Origin of the sequence: Desulfatibacillum alkenivorans DSM 16219 (assembly GCF_900142135.1) — a bacterium.
Lineage (GTDB): Bacteria > Desulfobacterota > Desulfobacteria > Desulfobacterales > Desulfatibacillaceae > Desulfatibacillum > Desulfatibacillum alkenivorans.
The window spans coordinates 1-15698 of the sequence record NZ_FQZU01000043.1; the positions used below are offsets into that span (position 1 = coordinate 1).

Annotated in this window: 15 protein-coding genes and 1 pseudogene; 5 read left to right on the plus strand and 11 right to left on the minus strand. The window is 56.9% G+C overall.

Annotated features, from left to right (window positions below; translation table 11 throughout):
* A pseudogene (locus tag BUE18_RS23040) lies at nt 1–336 on the plus strand (IS110 family transposase); the annotation flags it as partial.
* Nucleotides 337–360: 24 nt separating this feature from the next.
* Here BUE18_RS23040 and BUE18_RS23045 read toward each other — a convergent pair.
* Nucleotides 361–2070: a sigma 54-interacting transcriptional regulator gene (locus BUE18_RS23045; protein WP_244549368.1), complete on the minus strand. Its 1710-nt coding sequence runs from the start codon at nt 2068–2070 to the stop codon at nt 361–363.
* A gap of 484 nt (nt 2071–2554) precedes the next feature.
* Here BUE18_RS23045 and nuoE point away from each other — a divergent pair, with 484 nt between their 5' ends.
* From nuoE to BUE18_RS23065, 4 genes are read left to right on the plus strand one after another with little or no spacing between them, the layout of a single operon-like run.
* Nucleotides 2555–3019: an NADH-quinone oxidoreductase subunit NuoE gene (gene nuoE, locus BUE18_RS23050; RefSeq protein ID WP_015947040.1), complete on the plus strand. Its 465-nt coding sequence runs from the start codon at nt 2555–2557 to the stop codon at nt 3017–3019.
* A gap of 22 nt (nt 3020–3041) precedes the next feature.
* A complete protein-coding gene (locus tag BUE18_RS23055) occupies nt 3042–4943 on the plus strand; it encodes an NADH-ubiquinone oxidoreductase-F iron-sulfur binding region domain-containing protein (RefSeq protein WP_015947039.1) in 1902 nt (633 codons plus the stop codon).
* Between the two features lie 17 nt (nt 4944–4960).
* Nucleotides 4961–5563 (plus strand): 2Fe-2S iron-sulfur cluster-binding protein, encoded by a 603-nt coding sequence (locus BUE18_RS23060; RefSeq protein WP_073478518.1) that lies wholly within the window; start codon nt 4961–4963, stop codon nt 5561–5563.
* Nucleotides 5564–5584: 21 nt separating this feature from the next.
* Nucleotides 5585–8008 carry a hydrogenase iron-sulfur subunit gene (locus BUE18_RS23065; protein ID WP_073478519.1) on the plus strand — a complete coding sequence of 808 codons (2424 nt, stop codon included), beginning with the start codon at nt 5585–5587 and terminating at the stop codon, nt 8006–8008.
* Nucleotides 8009–8409: 401 nt separating this feature from the next.
* Here BUE18_RS23065 and BUE18_RS23070 read toward each other — a convergent pair whose 3' ends face one another.
* From BUE18_RS23070 to BUE18_RS23115, 10 genes are all read right to left on the minus strand, one after another.
* Nucleotides 8410–9600: a two-component system sensor histidine kinase NtrB gene (locus BUE18_RS23070; RefSeq protein ID WP_073478520.1), complete on the minus strand. Its 1191-nt coding sequence runs from the start codon at nt 9598–9600 to the stop codon at nt 8410–8412.
* Nucleotides 9601–9604: 4 nt separating this feature from the next.
* Nucleotides 9605–10057, minus strand: a complete 453-nt coding sequence (locus tag BUE18_RS23075; protein ID WP_244549369.1) for an iron-sulfur cluster assembly scaffold protein — start codon at nt 10055–10057, stop codon at nt 9605–9607.
* A gap of 132 nt (nt 10058–10189) precedes the next feature.
* On the minus strand, nt 10190–10555 hold the full coding sequence (locus BUE18_RS23080; RefSeq protein WP_073478554.1) for a CGGC domain-containing protein: 366 nt from the start codon (nt 10553–10555) through the stop codon (nt 10190–10192).
* 109 nt (nt 10556–10664) lie between these two features.
* Nucleotides 10665–11027, minus strand: a complete 363-nt coding sequence (locus BUE18_RS23085; protein ID WP_073478522.1) for a NifB/NifX family molybdenum-iron cluster-binding protein — start codon at nt 11025–11027, stop codon at nt 10665–10667.
* Between the two features lie 32 nt (nt 11028–11059).
* Nucleotides 11060–11956: an ATP-binding protein gene (locus tag BUE18_RS23090; RefSeq protein WP_073478523.1), complete on the minus strand. Its 897-nt coding sequence runs from the start codon at nt 11954–11956 to the stop codon at nt 11060–11062.
* Nucleotides 11949–12794, minus strand: coding sequence for an ATP-binding protein (locus BUE18_RS23095; protein ID WP_073478524.1), 846 nt, complete (start codon nt 12792–12794; stop codon nt 11949–11951). Before BUE18_RS23095 ends, BUE18_RS23090 begins: the two co-directional genes overlap by 8 nt.
* Complete coding sequence (locus tag BUE18_RS23100; RefSeq protein ID WP_073478525.1) at nt 12794–13153, minus strand: NifB/NifX family molybdenum-iron cluster-binding protein; 360 nt, start codon at nt 13151–13153, stop codon at nt 12794–12796. Before BUE18_RS23100 ends, BUE18_RS23095 begins: the two co-directional genes overlap by 1 nt.
* A gap of 1 nt (nt 13154) precedes the next feature.
* Nucleotides 13155–13448: a DUF5320 domain-containing protein gene (locus BUE18_RS23105; RefSeq protein ID WP_073478526.1), complete on the minus strand. Its 294-nt coding sequence runs from the start codon at nt 13446–13448 to the stop codon at nt 13155–13157.
* A gap of 15 nt (nt 13449–13463) precedes the next feature.
* Nucleotides 13464–14039, minus strand: a complete 576-nt coding sequence (locus BUE18_RS23110) for a NifB/NifX family molybdenum-iron cluster-binding protein (protein ID WP_073478527.1) — start codon at nt 14037–14039, stop codon at nt 13464–13466.
* Nucleotides 14040–14234: 195 nt separating this feature from the next.
* Nucleotides 14235–15617, minus strand: a complete 1383-nt coding sequence (locus BUE18_RS23115) for a sigma-54 interaction domain-containing protein (RefSeq protein ID WP_073478528.1) — start codon at nt 15615–15617, stop codon at nt 14235–14237.
* Between the last annotated feature and the right edge of the window lie 81 nt (nt 15618–15698).

Below are 15698 nucleotides of genomic sequence, written 5' to 3' on the forward strand. Positions count from 1 at the left end.
AACCGGGAGCTTCTGGACGGCCGGTGGGATAAGAACGACGTCAAGGACGCAGCCAATGTGGCGGACCTGGTTTCCCAGGGCAAATTCCTGTTTTACGACTATCCTGGCCCGGAAGTGCGGGAACTCCAGGATCTCACCTCCTTGAAGATCAAGCTCAAAAAGCTGGAGCATGGACTGAAGGTCCGCATCCGCAACCATCTTGCGGCGGTGTATTTTCCCGAGTTGGACAAGTATTGCGTGCAAAGCTCGGCCCTGAGCCTGACCATCGTCCGGCAGATGCTGGACCCAAAGCTCATCGCCGCCATACAATTTTTGGGGACGTCTTTGCATAATTGACTAACATTAGTTACACAGAATCAGTTAGCACATGCCAAGGCTTTTCATCCTCCGCCACAAACTGGTGCGGCTCATGCCCAGCAGATTCGCCGCCTCCTGACGCTTGCCCCCGGCCTTTTCCAAAGCCCGTAAAATGGCCCTGCGCTCCGAAGCCTCGTCATCAATTTCCTGGGGAATGCCGCTTTTTCGTTTGGCTGCAAATTCCTCGATGGTGGGTAAATGCTTCATCATGATCACGGGGCCTTTTACGAACACATAGGCGTATTCCATGACCCGTTCCAGTTCGCGCACGTTGCCCGGCCAGTGGTACTCCATAAAAAAATTAAGCACCTTGGGGTCCAAGGCCCGCACTTCCTTGTGGTGTTTTTTGTTGAACATCCGAATGAAATGTTGCACCAATAGCGGGATGTCCTCCACCCGCTCCCTCAAGGGGGGCAGGTGCATGGGCACGGTGCGCAAACGGTAGTACAGGTCCTCCCGGAAGGTTCTTTCCTCCAGCATGGCCGTGATGTCCAGGTTGGTGGCGCTGATGACCCGCGCTTCCATGGGAATGGTTTTTGTTCCGCCGACCCGCTCAAACATCTTTTGCTCCAGGACCCGCAGCAGTTTGACCTGGTGCTCGGGCCTGAGTTCGGCCACCTCGTCCAAAAAAATCGTGCCCCCCTTGGCCACCTCGAACCGCCCCGCCCGGGATTGGTCGGCGCCGGTGAACGAGCCTTTTTCATGGCCGAAAAATTCCGCTTCTATCAGGGATTCGGCGATGGCTGAACAGTTCACCGCCACAAAGGGGCCTTTGGACGACGGAGACAGGGAATGGATGGCCCTGGCGAAAATTTCCTTGCCGGTCCCCGACTCCCCCGTAAGCAGTACGCTGGCCTCGCTGGCCGCAACGTCCGGCAGCATCTGAAAAAGCCTGCGCATGACATTGCTTTGGCCCACAATGCCCTGGAACAGCCCGGTTTTGTCCGCCAAACTGGGCAGGTGATACTCGTCCGTCAGACAGCGAAAGGTCTCCACGGCGCCCACCAACTGGCCGTCCGTGTTGCGAAGCACGCTCACATTGACCAAAAGGTTCAGCTTGGCGCCTCCCTTGTCCAGAATGCGCACGTCCTGATCCATCTTGGCGGATCCGGACTCAATGGCCTGACGCATGGGGCAGCCCCGTTCACACAAGTCGGAGCGAAAAATGTCCCGGCATTGCTTGCCCAAGGCCTCTTTGCGGGAAAACCCCGTCATTTGCTCCGCCGCCTGGTTGAAGGAGGTGATGCGCCAGTTGGTGTCTATGGTGAAAACCCCCTCGGGCAGGCTGTCGAACACCGCCCCCAACGAAGAGGGGGAACTCGCAAGGGAATTGTCCTCCTCGGTGGCATCGGCGAAGTATTTCACTTCCCGGAAAACCAGGATGACGCCGATCACTTTGGCGGTGTGCCCCAAAAGGGGATGGACCGAGTATAAGCACGAAAACCGCTTGCCCTCGCCGTCGATCATCTGACCGCGAACGCCGGTCCTGGGAGCGCCCCGGGTGATGGCCGTGTGCATGGCGTCTTTCGCCTGAGTCAGGCTGAGCCCTTTCATGACTCCTTCCAGCGGAAAAGGAACGCCGGGCCTGATGCCTCTCCCCAACAGCCGGCGGGCTGTGCGGGAGCATCCCATCACCGTTAATTCCTTATCCAGGGCCACAACTCCGTCCCCGGCGTACATTGCAAGCTGTCCTTCGATTTCCTGTCTTCTCATGAATGATTCTGCGTCCTGGATTCCATGCCTGAAACACCGGCGATTTATAATGCTTCATAGTACCAGAAGGCGGCCTTTCTGCAAAGGCTTCTTTCCTAAAATGTTTCACCCGTGTTTCAAAAGAGGTATTCAATATATTTATTTGATTTTATTGATAAAATATTTATTTTGGCTCAATCGCCGGGAGTGTTTCAAATCTGTTTCATATTATGTTTCATATTTAATAAATTGCATAATATTAATATGTTATAGTCAAAATCAAATGGAAAGTCACACGCAAGCTGAAACAATTTCCGGCCTCCTGGGTGTTGCAGGGATCGCCTTAACCGCCTGTTGTGTAAATTATTCCTTTAAAAACAAGTTGTTATTCAAGTTGGCCCGGTCCTTGCCTTATAGTAGGTCGCAAGACGAAAAAGGGACCGGCGCCGGATCCGGCGGGCCGCCCCCAAAGATGCTTTAAAAAAGCGACATATAAGGAGGGAACATGCAACAAACCGTAGACATAGAATCGATCATTGATCACTACCCGGGAGTTCAGGAGTCCATGGTGTTTATTCTCCAAGATATCCAAGAAGCCTTTGGCTACATTTCTTTGGAAAACATGCAGGCCGCCTGCGACCACGTAGGGGTGCCTCTGACGCACGCCTACTCCATGGCGACCTTTTACAAGTCTTTCCGCCTGGAGCCTGTCGGCGAACATGAAATTCACGTATGCCTTGGCACGGCGTGCCATTTAAAAGGCGGACCGAGAATCGTCGATGAACTGGAACGGCGTCTGAACGTCCATGCCGGAGCAACCACGGAGGACATGCGGTACACCCTGGAAACCGTGAACTGTTTGGGCGCCTGCGCTCTTGCCCCGGTTGTTGTGGTGGACAAGGAGTACGTGCCCAAGGTGACCGCCAAGAAGATCCAGAAAACGCTGAAAACGATCACAGACAACGAATAGGTCGTAGCAGGAGGCCAATAATATGGGAATTGCAAATTTAGCTGAGAAAATAGACGCGAAACGCCTGGAGTCCTCCGACGACCTGGTGCAGCTCCGTCGCGAGATCCAGATGAGGCAGGATCCCAATCAGGTCCAGATCGTGGTTTGCCACGGGACTGGGTGCCTGGTTAGCGGAAGCCCTGCTGTAACCCGGGCTTTTAAAAAGGTCCTGGGCGAGACGGATATTGAAGCCAAAGTCATGCCCGGCGTTAAGACGACCGGCTGCCAGGGGTTTTGCTCCCGGGGGCCTTTGGTCACCATTATGCCCCAGGGGATCTTTTATGAAAGGGTCAGCCCCAAGGACGTTGAGGACATCGTGGAGCAAACGGTGAAAAACGGCAAGCCGGTGGAACGCCTGCTGTACAAGGACGTGAACACTGGGGAGCCTCTCCAGACCATGGATGAGATTCCTTTTTACAATCTCCAGACTCGCAACGTTCTGAAGAACATCGGAACCATCGACCCCACTGACATCTATGACTACATCGCCGTGGGCGGATATCAGGCCCTGGCCAAGGCTCTCACCACCATGACTCCGGAACAGGTTCTGGAAGAAGTGGAAAAATCCGGCATCAGGGGCCGCGGCGGCGCAGGCTTCCCCGCGGGACGCAAATGGCGCGGCGCGGTGCAGGCCAAAGAGCGGAAAAATCAGCCTCTTTACGTGGTGGTTAACGGCGACGAAGGCGACCCCGGCGCCTTCATGGACGGCAGCGTGATGGAAGGCGACCCCCATGCCGTGCTGGAAGGCCTGATCCTGGGCGCTTACGCCATGGGATCCGAAAAAGGCTACATGTACGTCCGGGCCGAATATCCTCTGGCTATCCAGCATTTGGAAATGGCCATGGCGGCCGCCAGGGAACTGGGCCTCCTGGGCGACAACATTCTTAACACCGGCTTTTGCTTTGACGCCCAGATCAACCGGGGCGCAGGCGCCTTCGTCTGCGGCGAGTCCACGGCTCTGTTCACCTCCATTGAGGGCAAGGCCGGCGAGCCCAGGCCCAAATACGTCCGCAGCGTGGAGGAAGGCCTCTGGGGCTGCCCCACGGTTTTGAACAACGTGGAAACCTGGGCGAACATTCCCAAGATCATCGACAAAGGCGCGGAGTGGTACGCCAGCATAGGCTCCCCCAACAACACCGGCACCAAGGTTTTCTCCCTGGTGGGCAAGGTAAACAACGTGGGCCTGGTCGAGGTTCCCCTGGGAACCTCCCTGTCCACCATCATCGAGGATATCGGCGGCGGCATCCCCGGCGGCGGCGAATTCAAAGCCGTCCAGACCGGCGGTCCTTCCGGCGGCTGCATCCCGTACAAGCACAAAGATGCGCCCGTGGATTACGACAGCCTGACCAAGCTGGGCTCCATGATGGGCTCCGGCGGCATGATCGTCATGGATAAGCGCGACTGCGTGGTGGACGTGGCCCGCTACTTCCTCAAATTCCTGGAAGAGGAATCCTGCGGAAAATGCAACCCCTGCAGGCTGGGCCTTACCCGCATGCGCGAGATCCTGGACGACTTCTCCAAAGGATGCGGCAGCGAGCAGGACATTGAAGACCTGATGTCCCTGGCCACATCCATTCAGGACGGCGCCTTGTGCGCCTTGGGAACCAGCGCTCCCAATCCGGTGCTCACGACCCTGCACTTTTTCAAGGACGAGTACCTGGCTCACATCAAGGATCAAAAATGCCCGGCCGGAGTCTGCAAAGACCTCATCACCTACTCCATTGATCCGGACGCCTGTACAGGATGCGGCGCCTGCGCCAAGCAATGCCCCAACAACGCCATCACGGGCGAGAAAAAGGAACCCCATACCATCGACACAGACGCTTGCATCCGCTGCGGCATCTGCGAGGAAACCTGCAAGTTCAACGCAGTGCTGGTGTCCTAAGGGAGGAGACGAATATCATGCTGAAATTCAGAATAAATGACATAGATGTTGAGGCCGAACCCGGCTGGACGGTTTTGGAAACCGCCAGAGAGTACGGCATCGAAATTCCCACCCTGTGTTTTCACGAAGCCGTGCAGGCCAGCGGCGCGTGCCGCCTGTGCATGGTGGAATTGCGCGAAGGAGACTGGACCAAATTAGTCGCCTCCTGCGTGTATCCCGCCAAAGACGGCCTGAATGTGTATACCGAATCCGAGCGGATCACCAATGTGCGCCGCTGGATTTTCGAAATGCTTCTTTCCGAATGTCCGGCAAGTCAGGAAATCCGGGACATGGCCGCCAAATACGGCGTCACATCCACCCGGTTTGCCATAAAGGACCCTGAACAGGACTGCATCATGTGCGGTCTGTGCACTCGGGTTTGTGCGGAGGTTGTGGGGGTTCACGCCATCGCCACCCAAAGCCGCGGCGTCTACAAAAGAATCGGCTCTCCGTTTATGAAACCGAACGAAGCATGCGTGGCTTGCGGCTCTTGCGTGTCAGTGTGCCCCACCGGCGCTATGGCCAGGCGAATTGATCTGGTGCGCGGGAAGATGGAAGAGAACCAAACCAACGCCGCATAATGGCCGGCAAGGAGGTATGTTATGAGTACTGCACCCAAAGTAGGCGTCTTTCTCTGCGAATGCGGAGACAAGATCAAAGGCAACGTGGACATGGGGCTTCTGGCTCAAAAGGTTGTGGAAACCCCTGATGTGGCTTTTTGCAAAACCATGCCCTATCCGTGTCTTAAACCCGGCATAGCCGGCATCAAAAAGGCCATTGCAGATGCAGGCCTGGATCGTATCGTCATTGCCGGCTGCTCTCGCCGCCTCATGATGAAAAAATTTGAAAACGAAATGAAGGATTCCGGACTGGACGTGGGCCAGATCGCCATGGTCAACCTGCGCGATCACGTGGCGCTGGTCCATCCCGGCCTGGAGCCCGCCCAAAGGGCCGAAAAAGGCGTCAAGCTCATCAGGAGCTCCGTGGCCGACCTGGCCGCCATGGTTCCGGGCCTCCGGTTCCAGATCTCCATTGAAAAGCCTGTGCTGATCATGGGCGACGGCATCGCCACCTATGCTGCGGCCCAGCAGTTCGCTCGCCACGGCGTGGAAAGCATCATGGCCCTTTCCCTGGATGATGAAGAGGAAATCCGCCTGCTTCATGAAAGGTATCCCGGAGAACGCCAGAATTTCGGCCGGGTGCGCAATATCATGAAAGCCGTGGAGGAAAGCCCCCTGGTCCAAAGAATCACGGTGGGAGATCCCATCGCCAAAAACGGAAAGACCGGAAACTACTCCGTCAGCTTTGAAAATCCTGAAGGCGGAGCGCCCATCGCCGTGGAAGCCGGTTTGATCATGGCTTGTCTGGACGGCGAGATGGAAAGCCCCGGACCGGAATTCGGCCATAACGGCGATTCGGTGATCTGCCAGTCCGAGGCGGACGAACACCTTTGGACGGTAGGCCCTTACAAAGGCAATGTGGTCTTCTGGATCAACGACGTGGAAGCCGGAACCCCTGAATTCGCTCATCTCTCCATGCGCGGCGCCTGGTCTTTGGGCCGGGCTATGGTGGAACGCTCCGACAAGTGCAACGTCACCATATTCCATAACCAGGACACGCCCCTGCCTCTGTCTGCGGAAGAACGCCGCATTTCCCGAAAACTGGGCATCCAATGGGTGGCGTACGACGGCAAAATCTGCCCCACGGTCCAGGCGCGGAACCTGACCTATCTGGTGAAGGATGACGGTCTGGAACGGGAGCTCCCCTGGGATCAGCTTATTCTGTCCCCCGTCCGCGTGGTCGGCAGACACGCCATAGACGTGGCCTCCCTCTTGAACCTGGACCATAAGGAAGGCCGGTTCCTGCGGGCTTACCATGCCCAGGTCAGGCCGGAAAACGTAGGACGCAAGGAAGCCATCCTGGCCGGCTCCGCCGCCTATCCCTGCGACTTGAGCCAGGCTTTGGCACAGGGCAGAAGGGCGGCTATCAAGGTCGCCGAAACCATTGACCTTTCCAAGGACGGCAAGCTGTTCTCCCCCGCCATCGTCAGCGTCATCGACCTGGAAAAATGCATCGGCTGCGGACAGTGCGAAGAGCTGTGCGAGTGCGGCGCCATCCAGGTGGTGGAAGGCATCGGCGGCGCCTTCGGAAGAGCCGTCGATCCCTTGATCTGCACCGGCGGCGGAACAGGCGCGGCAGCCTGCCCCGAGCAAGCCATGTACCTGCAGAACGCCTCCACAATTCAGCGTGAAGCGGCGGCCGGCGCTCTGGCCAAGGAACTGGCCCCCGGCGAAGTGGCGGCTTTCGGCTGCACCTGGGGCGGATACGCCGCAGCGGACAACGTGGCCAAATCCGGGCTTGCAATGGATCCCCGCCTGCACATGATCTACGTGCCCTGCGTGGGGCAGATTGATGCAACGGTCATGGCCAAGGCTCTGCTGGACGGCGCCAACGGCGTCATCCTTTTCGGCTGCGTGCCTGAGGAATGCCATCATTCCTACGGCGTGGACCATGGCTGGAGCAGGGTGAACATGCTGAAAAAGCTGCTTGCCCTCGCCGGCTTCGACAGAAAACGCATAGCCCTGGCCCATGCGGACTTCAACAATCCCGAAGGCTTTGTCAAAACAGTCGAAGGTTACACGGAAATCATCGCCGGAATGGAGCCCATTGAAAGGTCGCCCCAGAACCTGGAAAAGCTGCACGCCATCTACGATACGACCAAAAACTCCAGGGTGCGCCTGCTGCTTTCCGCCGCCCTCCGCAGGCCGTGGGAAAGCGTATACCGCGGCGCCCAACGGCATGCTTTGGAATACGATCAGGAATTTGCAGGAGTCCTGGCGGAAGAATTCGCCCAAACCCGTCTTACCAGAGCTCTCAAAGCTCAGGGCGAACCACAGACCATCAAGGACCTGGCCGTCCATCTGGATGCGGACAAGGATTACATCGCCGAGATGCTTATGGAAATGGCCTCTGAAGGAAAGGTCAACATGATCCACAAGCAGCGCAAAGCCCACTTTATGGTATAGAGGGCTGTCAGGCGACTGACTATGCATAAAAAAAGGTTGCAGGGCTTATACGCCCTGCAACCCGCCTCTTCACACCCAAAACGCCCTGAACCACGTTTTGGGTTGGCGCTTGCTCCAAACGACCCTCCCTGTCGCGGCGTGAGAGGACAGGGCGGTTAAGCGGCATCAACGTCTCCAAATGCCGCTTACAGCCCTGTCCTTTTCTGACCACTGGAGCAAAGGCATGGGGGAAAGGCCTCCTGAACCAAGGCCTTTCCCTCTCTACTTTTTTACCTTTTGCACTTGCTTCTTTTTTAAAACCCGGGAACCCTTTCGGGCTCCCGGAACCCCTCGCGTACAAGCCATGCCGGATTAACGGCCGGGCTTTTGCTCCTCCCCGTTAGCAAGGTCGGAATGCCATTTTACGGTACGCTTAAAATTTTTTTCAATGAGACAACCGGGGCCTTTGCGCCGCGCACGGGCAGTCGGATTGTAAAGGCTGCGCCGCTGTCCGCCCGGTTTTCCACGCTGATGAATCCCCGATGCTGGCGAACGAACCCATGAGTGATTGATAAGCCGAGCCCGGTTCCCGTGGGCTTGGTGGTGAAAAACGGTTCAAATATTTTATCAACGATGTTTTCCGGCAGCCCCGGCCCCGTGTCCGCCACCGATATTTCCATCCAGTTTCCTTCGGGCAGGAGTTTGGTTTCAAAGGTAATGGTCCCGCCCGGCTCGGTGGCGTCAATGGCGTTAAGCGCCAGATTGACCAGGCATTGCAGGATCTGCGCTTTGTCGCAGTGCGCCTTGATTTCCCGCTCATGAAGATCGCATGTCAGGCGGATGTCTTTAAAATTCGCAGGCTTCCTGACCAAGGCCGCCGCCTCGGCCACAATGTCGTTCACGTCCTGATCCGACTTGCAAGGCTCGGACTGCCGCGCAAAATCCAGGAGGTTGCTGACGATGTTGCGGCACCGCAGCGCCTCCTTGGCAATGAGCGCCAGTTCCTCGTGCTCGGGATTATGGGCCGGAATATCCTCCTGAATGAGCATGGCGCTGGTCAGGATGGTCGTCAGGGGATTGTTGATTTCATGGGCCACTCCCGCGGCCAATCTGCCTATAGCCGCCAGCTTTTCCTGGTCTCCAAAATGCTTTTGCAGATTGGTTTCCCAGGTGATGTCCCGCAGGAACTGCACCATTCCGGCCACTTCTTCCCCCTCGAAAACAGGATAGGATGAAATGGAATGAATCAGCTTGCGGCCCTCTTTATCCAAATGAATATGCACGCAACGATGGGGCTTACCGGTTCTTTTGACTTCAGCAAGAGGGCAGGTGTATCGCGTGTCCTCGTTGTAGGTTTTTTGATGATGAAAGATTTCATGGCATCTTCTGCCAATGGCTTGCCTTCTGGTCAGACCGTACTTTTCCAAAGGGAGGCTGCTGGCGTCCACAATGCGGAACGCTCCATCCACCACCACAACCTCTTCCTGGCCGAACTCCTCGAATATGCGGTTGCATATTTCCCGGGCCCTTGTAAAATCCAGCTTCTCTTTATGTGAAGGAACGGGATCTTCTTCCGGGCTTAAATCGTTTGCAGCCCCGCGTGACGTTTTCATTCCCTTACTCCCGCTTTTTAAACGAAGGCCCGCCGACAACGTATTCCTCTACGGCCTTGTGCAATGCCTTGGCGCTTAGCTGGATGCAGTCCTGCTTTTCGTCCGGCAGGTATTCCAGCATTCTTACAATGTCTTTTTCTTCAATGGCCAACGCTTCTGTGAGGGTCTTTCCCTTGGCAAGCTCCATCGCCGCCATGGCCGAGGCCACCGCTCCGGGGCAGCCGGACACCAGGGCCTTGGCCCGATCCACTTTACCCTCGCGGATGCGAAGGTAAACCGTTATGCTGTCGCCGCATGGGCCCGCCACTTCCGATACCTGGTCGGCGTCCGAAAGAACGCCCCGGTTGGGTTGCTCATTACAAAATCTTATAGCCTTGGCCGAATAGCCAGCCGTTTCCATCATGCCGGGATCGAAGCCGCCTTCGTCTGTTTCGGGGATGGGTTGCTTTTCCATCATAACCCCCAACCTAGCTGCAAGAAAAATTATCTCGGGGAGCGGCCTCGCCTTGGACAGGATGATCGCCGGGAGACAAGTGGTTAAAAGCGATCCGGCCGCTCCCCGAAAACTTAAAGCATTCTGCTGACGCCGTTAGGCGTATATGTTATCCGGTTTGTACGGATGGGTTCCTTCAATAACCTCCACGCCCGCTTTGGCCTTGATCTTTTTGATCAGGACATCCTTATGGGGGCAGTGGTCCACGATGCAGGGCGCAATATGCACCTTGGTGGGTTTTTCCTCCATGGGGGCGTTCCACAGCTTGAATTGGGCCATCCGGGTGACTATGGCGGCGCCCGGGCAGCCGCCGCAGCCCAGTAAACCGATCAATTCCACGTCCTGGTCCTTGTACTTTTCAAACTCTCCGGCCTTACGGTTGAAGCCCACCAAACAGCGGCTGCAGGCAATGCAAACATCGTCCATGGCCCTTTGGCAGCCAATGATCAAAACTTTTTCCATGTTTCCCTCTTTCTCTGCGGACATCCGGCTTGCAGGTAAATCCATTGGAGGTCTATTTCCAATCTCCCTTAAGCCGTTGGGTTGAATATTCCCTCTTTATGCCAATCCTTTAGTGATCGCACACATGATCCGGCCCGTGGCCGCAGGCATTTTCGCCGGTGATCAGCGCAGCGTTAAGATAATTCATGACCACGGATTCGGGCTCATCGGCCGGAGCGCCGGTGATCACCTGAACGCCCGCCTGCTGAAAAAGCTGGATGGCTCTTCCGCCCATGCCGCCGGCGATAACCAGCTTGGCGCCCTGTTCCGCCACCCAGGGGGGCAGCACGCCGGGCTCATGCGGGGGCGGAGTGAGGAATTCCGTGCCCAAAATTTTCTTGGCTTCCGGGTCTACTTCCACAAAGGCAAAGACCTCGCAATGCCCAAAATGCATACAAAGTTTTCCCTGGGCCGATGGTATGGCAATTTTCATTTCTGTCGTTCCTCCTTGGGTTTATTTTGGGATCAGACAATGGATTTCATGGTTTCCAGAACCGTGTTCCAGATGCTTTTCAATTCATCGCCTATCCGGCTGGACTTATATTCCACAATGGTTTTGGCCTCTATCATGGCCTTGGTGAAATCCGTGTCATAGGGGATTTCGCCGATTATGGGGGCCTCGGCTTCCTGGGCCCACTTTCTGACCGCCTGGGTCACTTCGGGATTCAAATCGCATTTATTGACTATGATGTGGATGGGAATCTTAAAGTGATTGCATAAGTCATTTACTCGAATCAGATCTTTCAGGCCGGACTGGGTGGCCTCGGTGACGGCGATCACCAAATCCGCTCCCGTCAAAGACGCCATGACCGCACAGCCAATGCCGGGAGGCCCGTCCACCAGAACCAGGCCCAGCTTTTCCTTTTCCGCAACTTCGGCGGCGGCTTTCCGCACTTCGGTCACCAGCTTGCCCGAGTTTTCCTGGGCGATGCCCAAACTGGCGTGCACCATGGGGCCCGTCCTCGCCTGGGACAAAAACCAGTACCCGGCCTGACGCTCCACCGTGCCGATGGCCTGCTCCGGACAGTGTTCCTTGCAAACCAGGCAGGCTTCGCAAGCCAGGGGATCCACGGAATAGTTGTCATCCTGGACCACGATCGCCTCGTACCGGCACAAATCGTTGCACAGGCCGCACCCTACGCATAGATCCTGATTGATCCGGGCGATGGGCATGGCGTAAAAATCTACGGATTTCTCCACTTCAGGGGAAAGCAAAAGGTGCAGGTTGGCCGCGTCCACGTCGCAATCCGCTACAACCACCGGAGCGGCAAGGCTTGCAAACGCCGCGGTCACTGAAGTTTTGCCCGTGCCGCCCTTGCCGCTGATAATGGTTATGGTCTTGGCCTTGCCGGTTTCAGCCATTATTCAATCCTTCACTAATTGTATTGATTACTTTTTTAAACCCGTCTTCCAAAGAAGGCATGGACGATAAAATGTCCTTGCCGGCCGCGTAGCCTTCGGCGATCTCCCGGCTATGGGGAATCTCCAACAATATGGGAATGCCGTTGGCCTTGCAGTAATTCTGGATGCAGTCGTCCCCCATGCCGGCCCGATTGAGTATGACGCCGGCGGGGATGCCCAACTCCTGGACGGTCTGGTACGCCATGTTCAGGTCGTGCAGGCCGAACGGCGTGGGCTCGGTCACCAGGATGCAATAATCCGCTCCGCCCACGGCTTCCACCATGGGGCAGGTGGTTCCCGGAGGGCAGTCCAGAATCGTATTTTCCGCCTCGGATAATTCCGCCTGATGCTTCAACGCTTTTATCAGCGGAGGGCTCATGGGCTCTCCAATGCGGAGCTTGGCGTCGTAAAAATCCAAATCGCCCGCCTTGCCCCATTGCATGGTTCCAATCAGGCGCCCGCCTTCGGTAATGGCCTTTGGCTCACAGGCGAGCACGCACCCTCCGCATCCATGGCACAACTCGTTGAAGACAAGAACGCTTTTGCCCAAAACGGCCAGGGCGTTGAACTGGCAAACCCGGGAGCATTCTCCGCAGCCCGTGCATTTGCCGTCGTCCACTTCCGGGATCATGACGTAGGCGTCCTGGGTATTTTGAACCTCGGGATTGAGAAACAGATGCGCATTGGGCGCTTCCACGTCGCAATCCACCAGAACGCACGACCCCATCACCCTGGCCAGGGCTACTGCGGCAGTCGTCTTACCGGTGCCTCCTTTTCCGGATGCGATTGCAATACGCACTACCAGTGTCCCTCCACGTCTGCGCCCGCAGCTTTCTGCAGTTTGCCGGCTTTGTAATCTTCAATGGCCTGGGCCACGGTTCCGTTGCATCCCGTATAAACTTCTATGCCCGCCTTGTTGAGCGTCACATAGGCTTTGGGGCCGCAATGGCCTGTCAGCAGGGCCTTGGCGCCTGCATTGGCCACCGTCATAGCGGCCTGGATTCCGGCGCCTTGAGCCGCCTGCAGGTTTTGCTTGTTATCGACGGCCTTGGCTTCTCCGGTTTCCGTGTCCGCAATGATAAACTGGGCGGCCCGGCCAAACCTGGGGTCCACCTGGCTGTCAAGATCCGGTCCTTGACTTGAAATGCATATCAACATCTTATTCGGTCTCTTTCTTGGTTAGTTGGTTTACAGCCTCCCTAAGGGCCTGTACTTCCGACCTTAAGGATTCCAGCTCCTCCTGGTTACCGGACTCCACGTAATCCGCGTTCACAGGGCCTGCTTGCGCAAACCCGCGATTCCCGAATCCGCGCCCGGCGCCCATTCCATAGCCTAAGCCCCGGCCCATGCCGAGACCGCGTCCGGCGCTTCTGACTCCCCGGCCGCAAAAACCTGCTCCGCGTCCAGTCAACGGGCCGTTACCCAACGGGCCTGTTCCGTCTCCTCCTGGCATAGCTTTCACCTCCTTTCACACGCCGCCTTTGCCGCGGCCTTTATTGGATGCGTTTCCCTGGCCGGAGCCTTTACCTCTCCCCCGGCCTGTTCCGTCCTGCTTTCCAGTGTTAGAGTTCACATTCCTGCGGCGCCCTTGTCCTTGTCCTCCGCCCTGTCCGCGGCCTTTTCCCCGTGGCCCGGTTCCGTCCTGGTTGGGCATGGAACCTCTCCTTTCGCACGGACCGCATGTGCAGGCCCGGGCATAGTACCTGTGCAGCCCCTGGCATCCGGGCATGGCGAAACAGGGATTATCCAGGGCGCCTGAAACACAGGCGTTTACAATCTCATCCACGTCTCCGGCTACAAAGGGCATCACTTCGATCCCCACCGATAAGGCGCGGGCGGCAAGGGGCTCGGATATTGCTCCGCAAACAAGCCCCCTGACCTGCAAATTCTGCAAGGCGGCCAATCGTTGCCCCGGGATATCCGGCAGCGTCTCAAGGCGGCGCTCCACCACCTCTCCCTGCTCCACGTCCAGGACCAGCACTTGACGGGCTACGTCAAATACCGGGGATATCCTGTTGTTCCAAATTGAAAGGGCAATTCTCATTGGTTTACCTCGCTCTGCCGCCCCTATAGAGCAAGGCTCGTGCCAAAAAAGTTTCAATGGCCGCTATTCTCGTTTATAGATAATAAATACAGTGGGTTGTTTTTAGATATGCGGGAAAGATTCAATGACGTTTAGTAGCTGATATGCTACTCAATTTTTGAGTTTTGTTGCAGAAGCGCTACTGTATGGCCGGCGCTATTTGGAAGTGCGGCGCCGGCCGTCCCGGGCGGGCAGGGGAATGCCCAGAGCCTTGATTTTACGGAACAGGGTGGTCTTGTGCATGCCCAGGTCCCGGGCTGCCGCCAGACGGTTGTAATTGTGGCGTTTCAGGGCGTCCTGAATGGCCTGGGCTTCCACGGCCCGCAGGGTTCCGGAGAGGTCTGCATCGCCGTGATGCTCAATGGCGCTGGAGCGGAAATGCTCGGGCAGATGCTGTATTTCTATGGCCCCTTTTTGGCAGAGGACGAAGGCGTGTTCGATGAGATTTTCCAGTTCCCGGATGTTTCCGGGGAAGTCGTGGGCCATAAAAGCGGAAAGCACCTCCGGGCTGATTCCGGTAAGGTACTTGTTTTGCATCCTGTTGAATTTGGCCACGAAGCGGTCCACTAAAAGGGGGATGTCGGCCTTACGCTCCCTGAGAGGCGGGAGTTCCACGGCCACCACGTTAATGCGGTAGTACAGGTCCTGGCGGAATTTCCCCTTTTTTACGAGGCTGGCCAGGTCCTGATTGGTGGCGGCCAGAATGCGGGCGCTGGTTTTTAGGGATTGGGTTCCGCCCAGGGGGTCGTAGGTTTTTTCCTGCAAAACCCGGAGCAGGCGCACCTGGAGGGCGGGGCTGATGTCTCCGATTTCATCCAAAAACAGGGTGCCGTCCTCGGCCAGGGCGAAGCGCCCGGGTTTGTCCTTTTCCGCGCCTGTAAAAGCGCCGGCCTTGTAGCCGAACAATTCCGACTCCAGCAAGGAGTCGGGCAGGGCGCCGCAATTGACCGCGATGAACGGGGCGTCTTTGCGGGGCCCCAGGTTATGCACGGCGTGCGCCAGCATTTCCTTGCCCGTGCCCGTCTCCCCCTGGATGAGCAGGGTGCTGTCGCTGGCCGCCACCTGGGGGAGTATGTCCAGAATACGGCGCATGGAATCGCTTCGGCTGACCATATCCCCCACCTGAAAGCGCCCCTCCAATTCCTTGCGAAGCCCTTCCACCACGCTGAGATCCCGGAACGTCTCCACCCCTCCGGCCACATTGCCGTCTTCGTCCCGCAAAACAGCCGTGGAAACGCTGATGGGGGTCCGGCCGCCGTCGGCGTTCAGAATATAGGCGGATTTATTGATGATTTTTTCGCCGGTGTCCATGGTATGGCGCAGGGCGCAGGCGGTTTCGCACATGCTGGCGCGAAAAACCTCCCAGCACAAACGGCCGATGGCTTCCTGGCGGTTGACCCCGGTGATGTCCTCGGCGGCCCGGTTAAAGGAGGTGATTCTCCAATCGTGATCCACGGTGAACACGCCGTCGGAGATGCTTTCCAGAATGACGTCCGTTCTGTCCAAAAGAGGGGCGGTGTTTTTGTTTTGTTCAGCCAAGCCAGCTCCCTGTTATTTGAAATTTTTAATAAAAATATCAAATTCAAAAGACCTGTCCTACAATAACACCAATTATCCCGT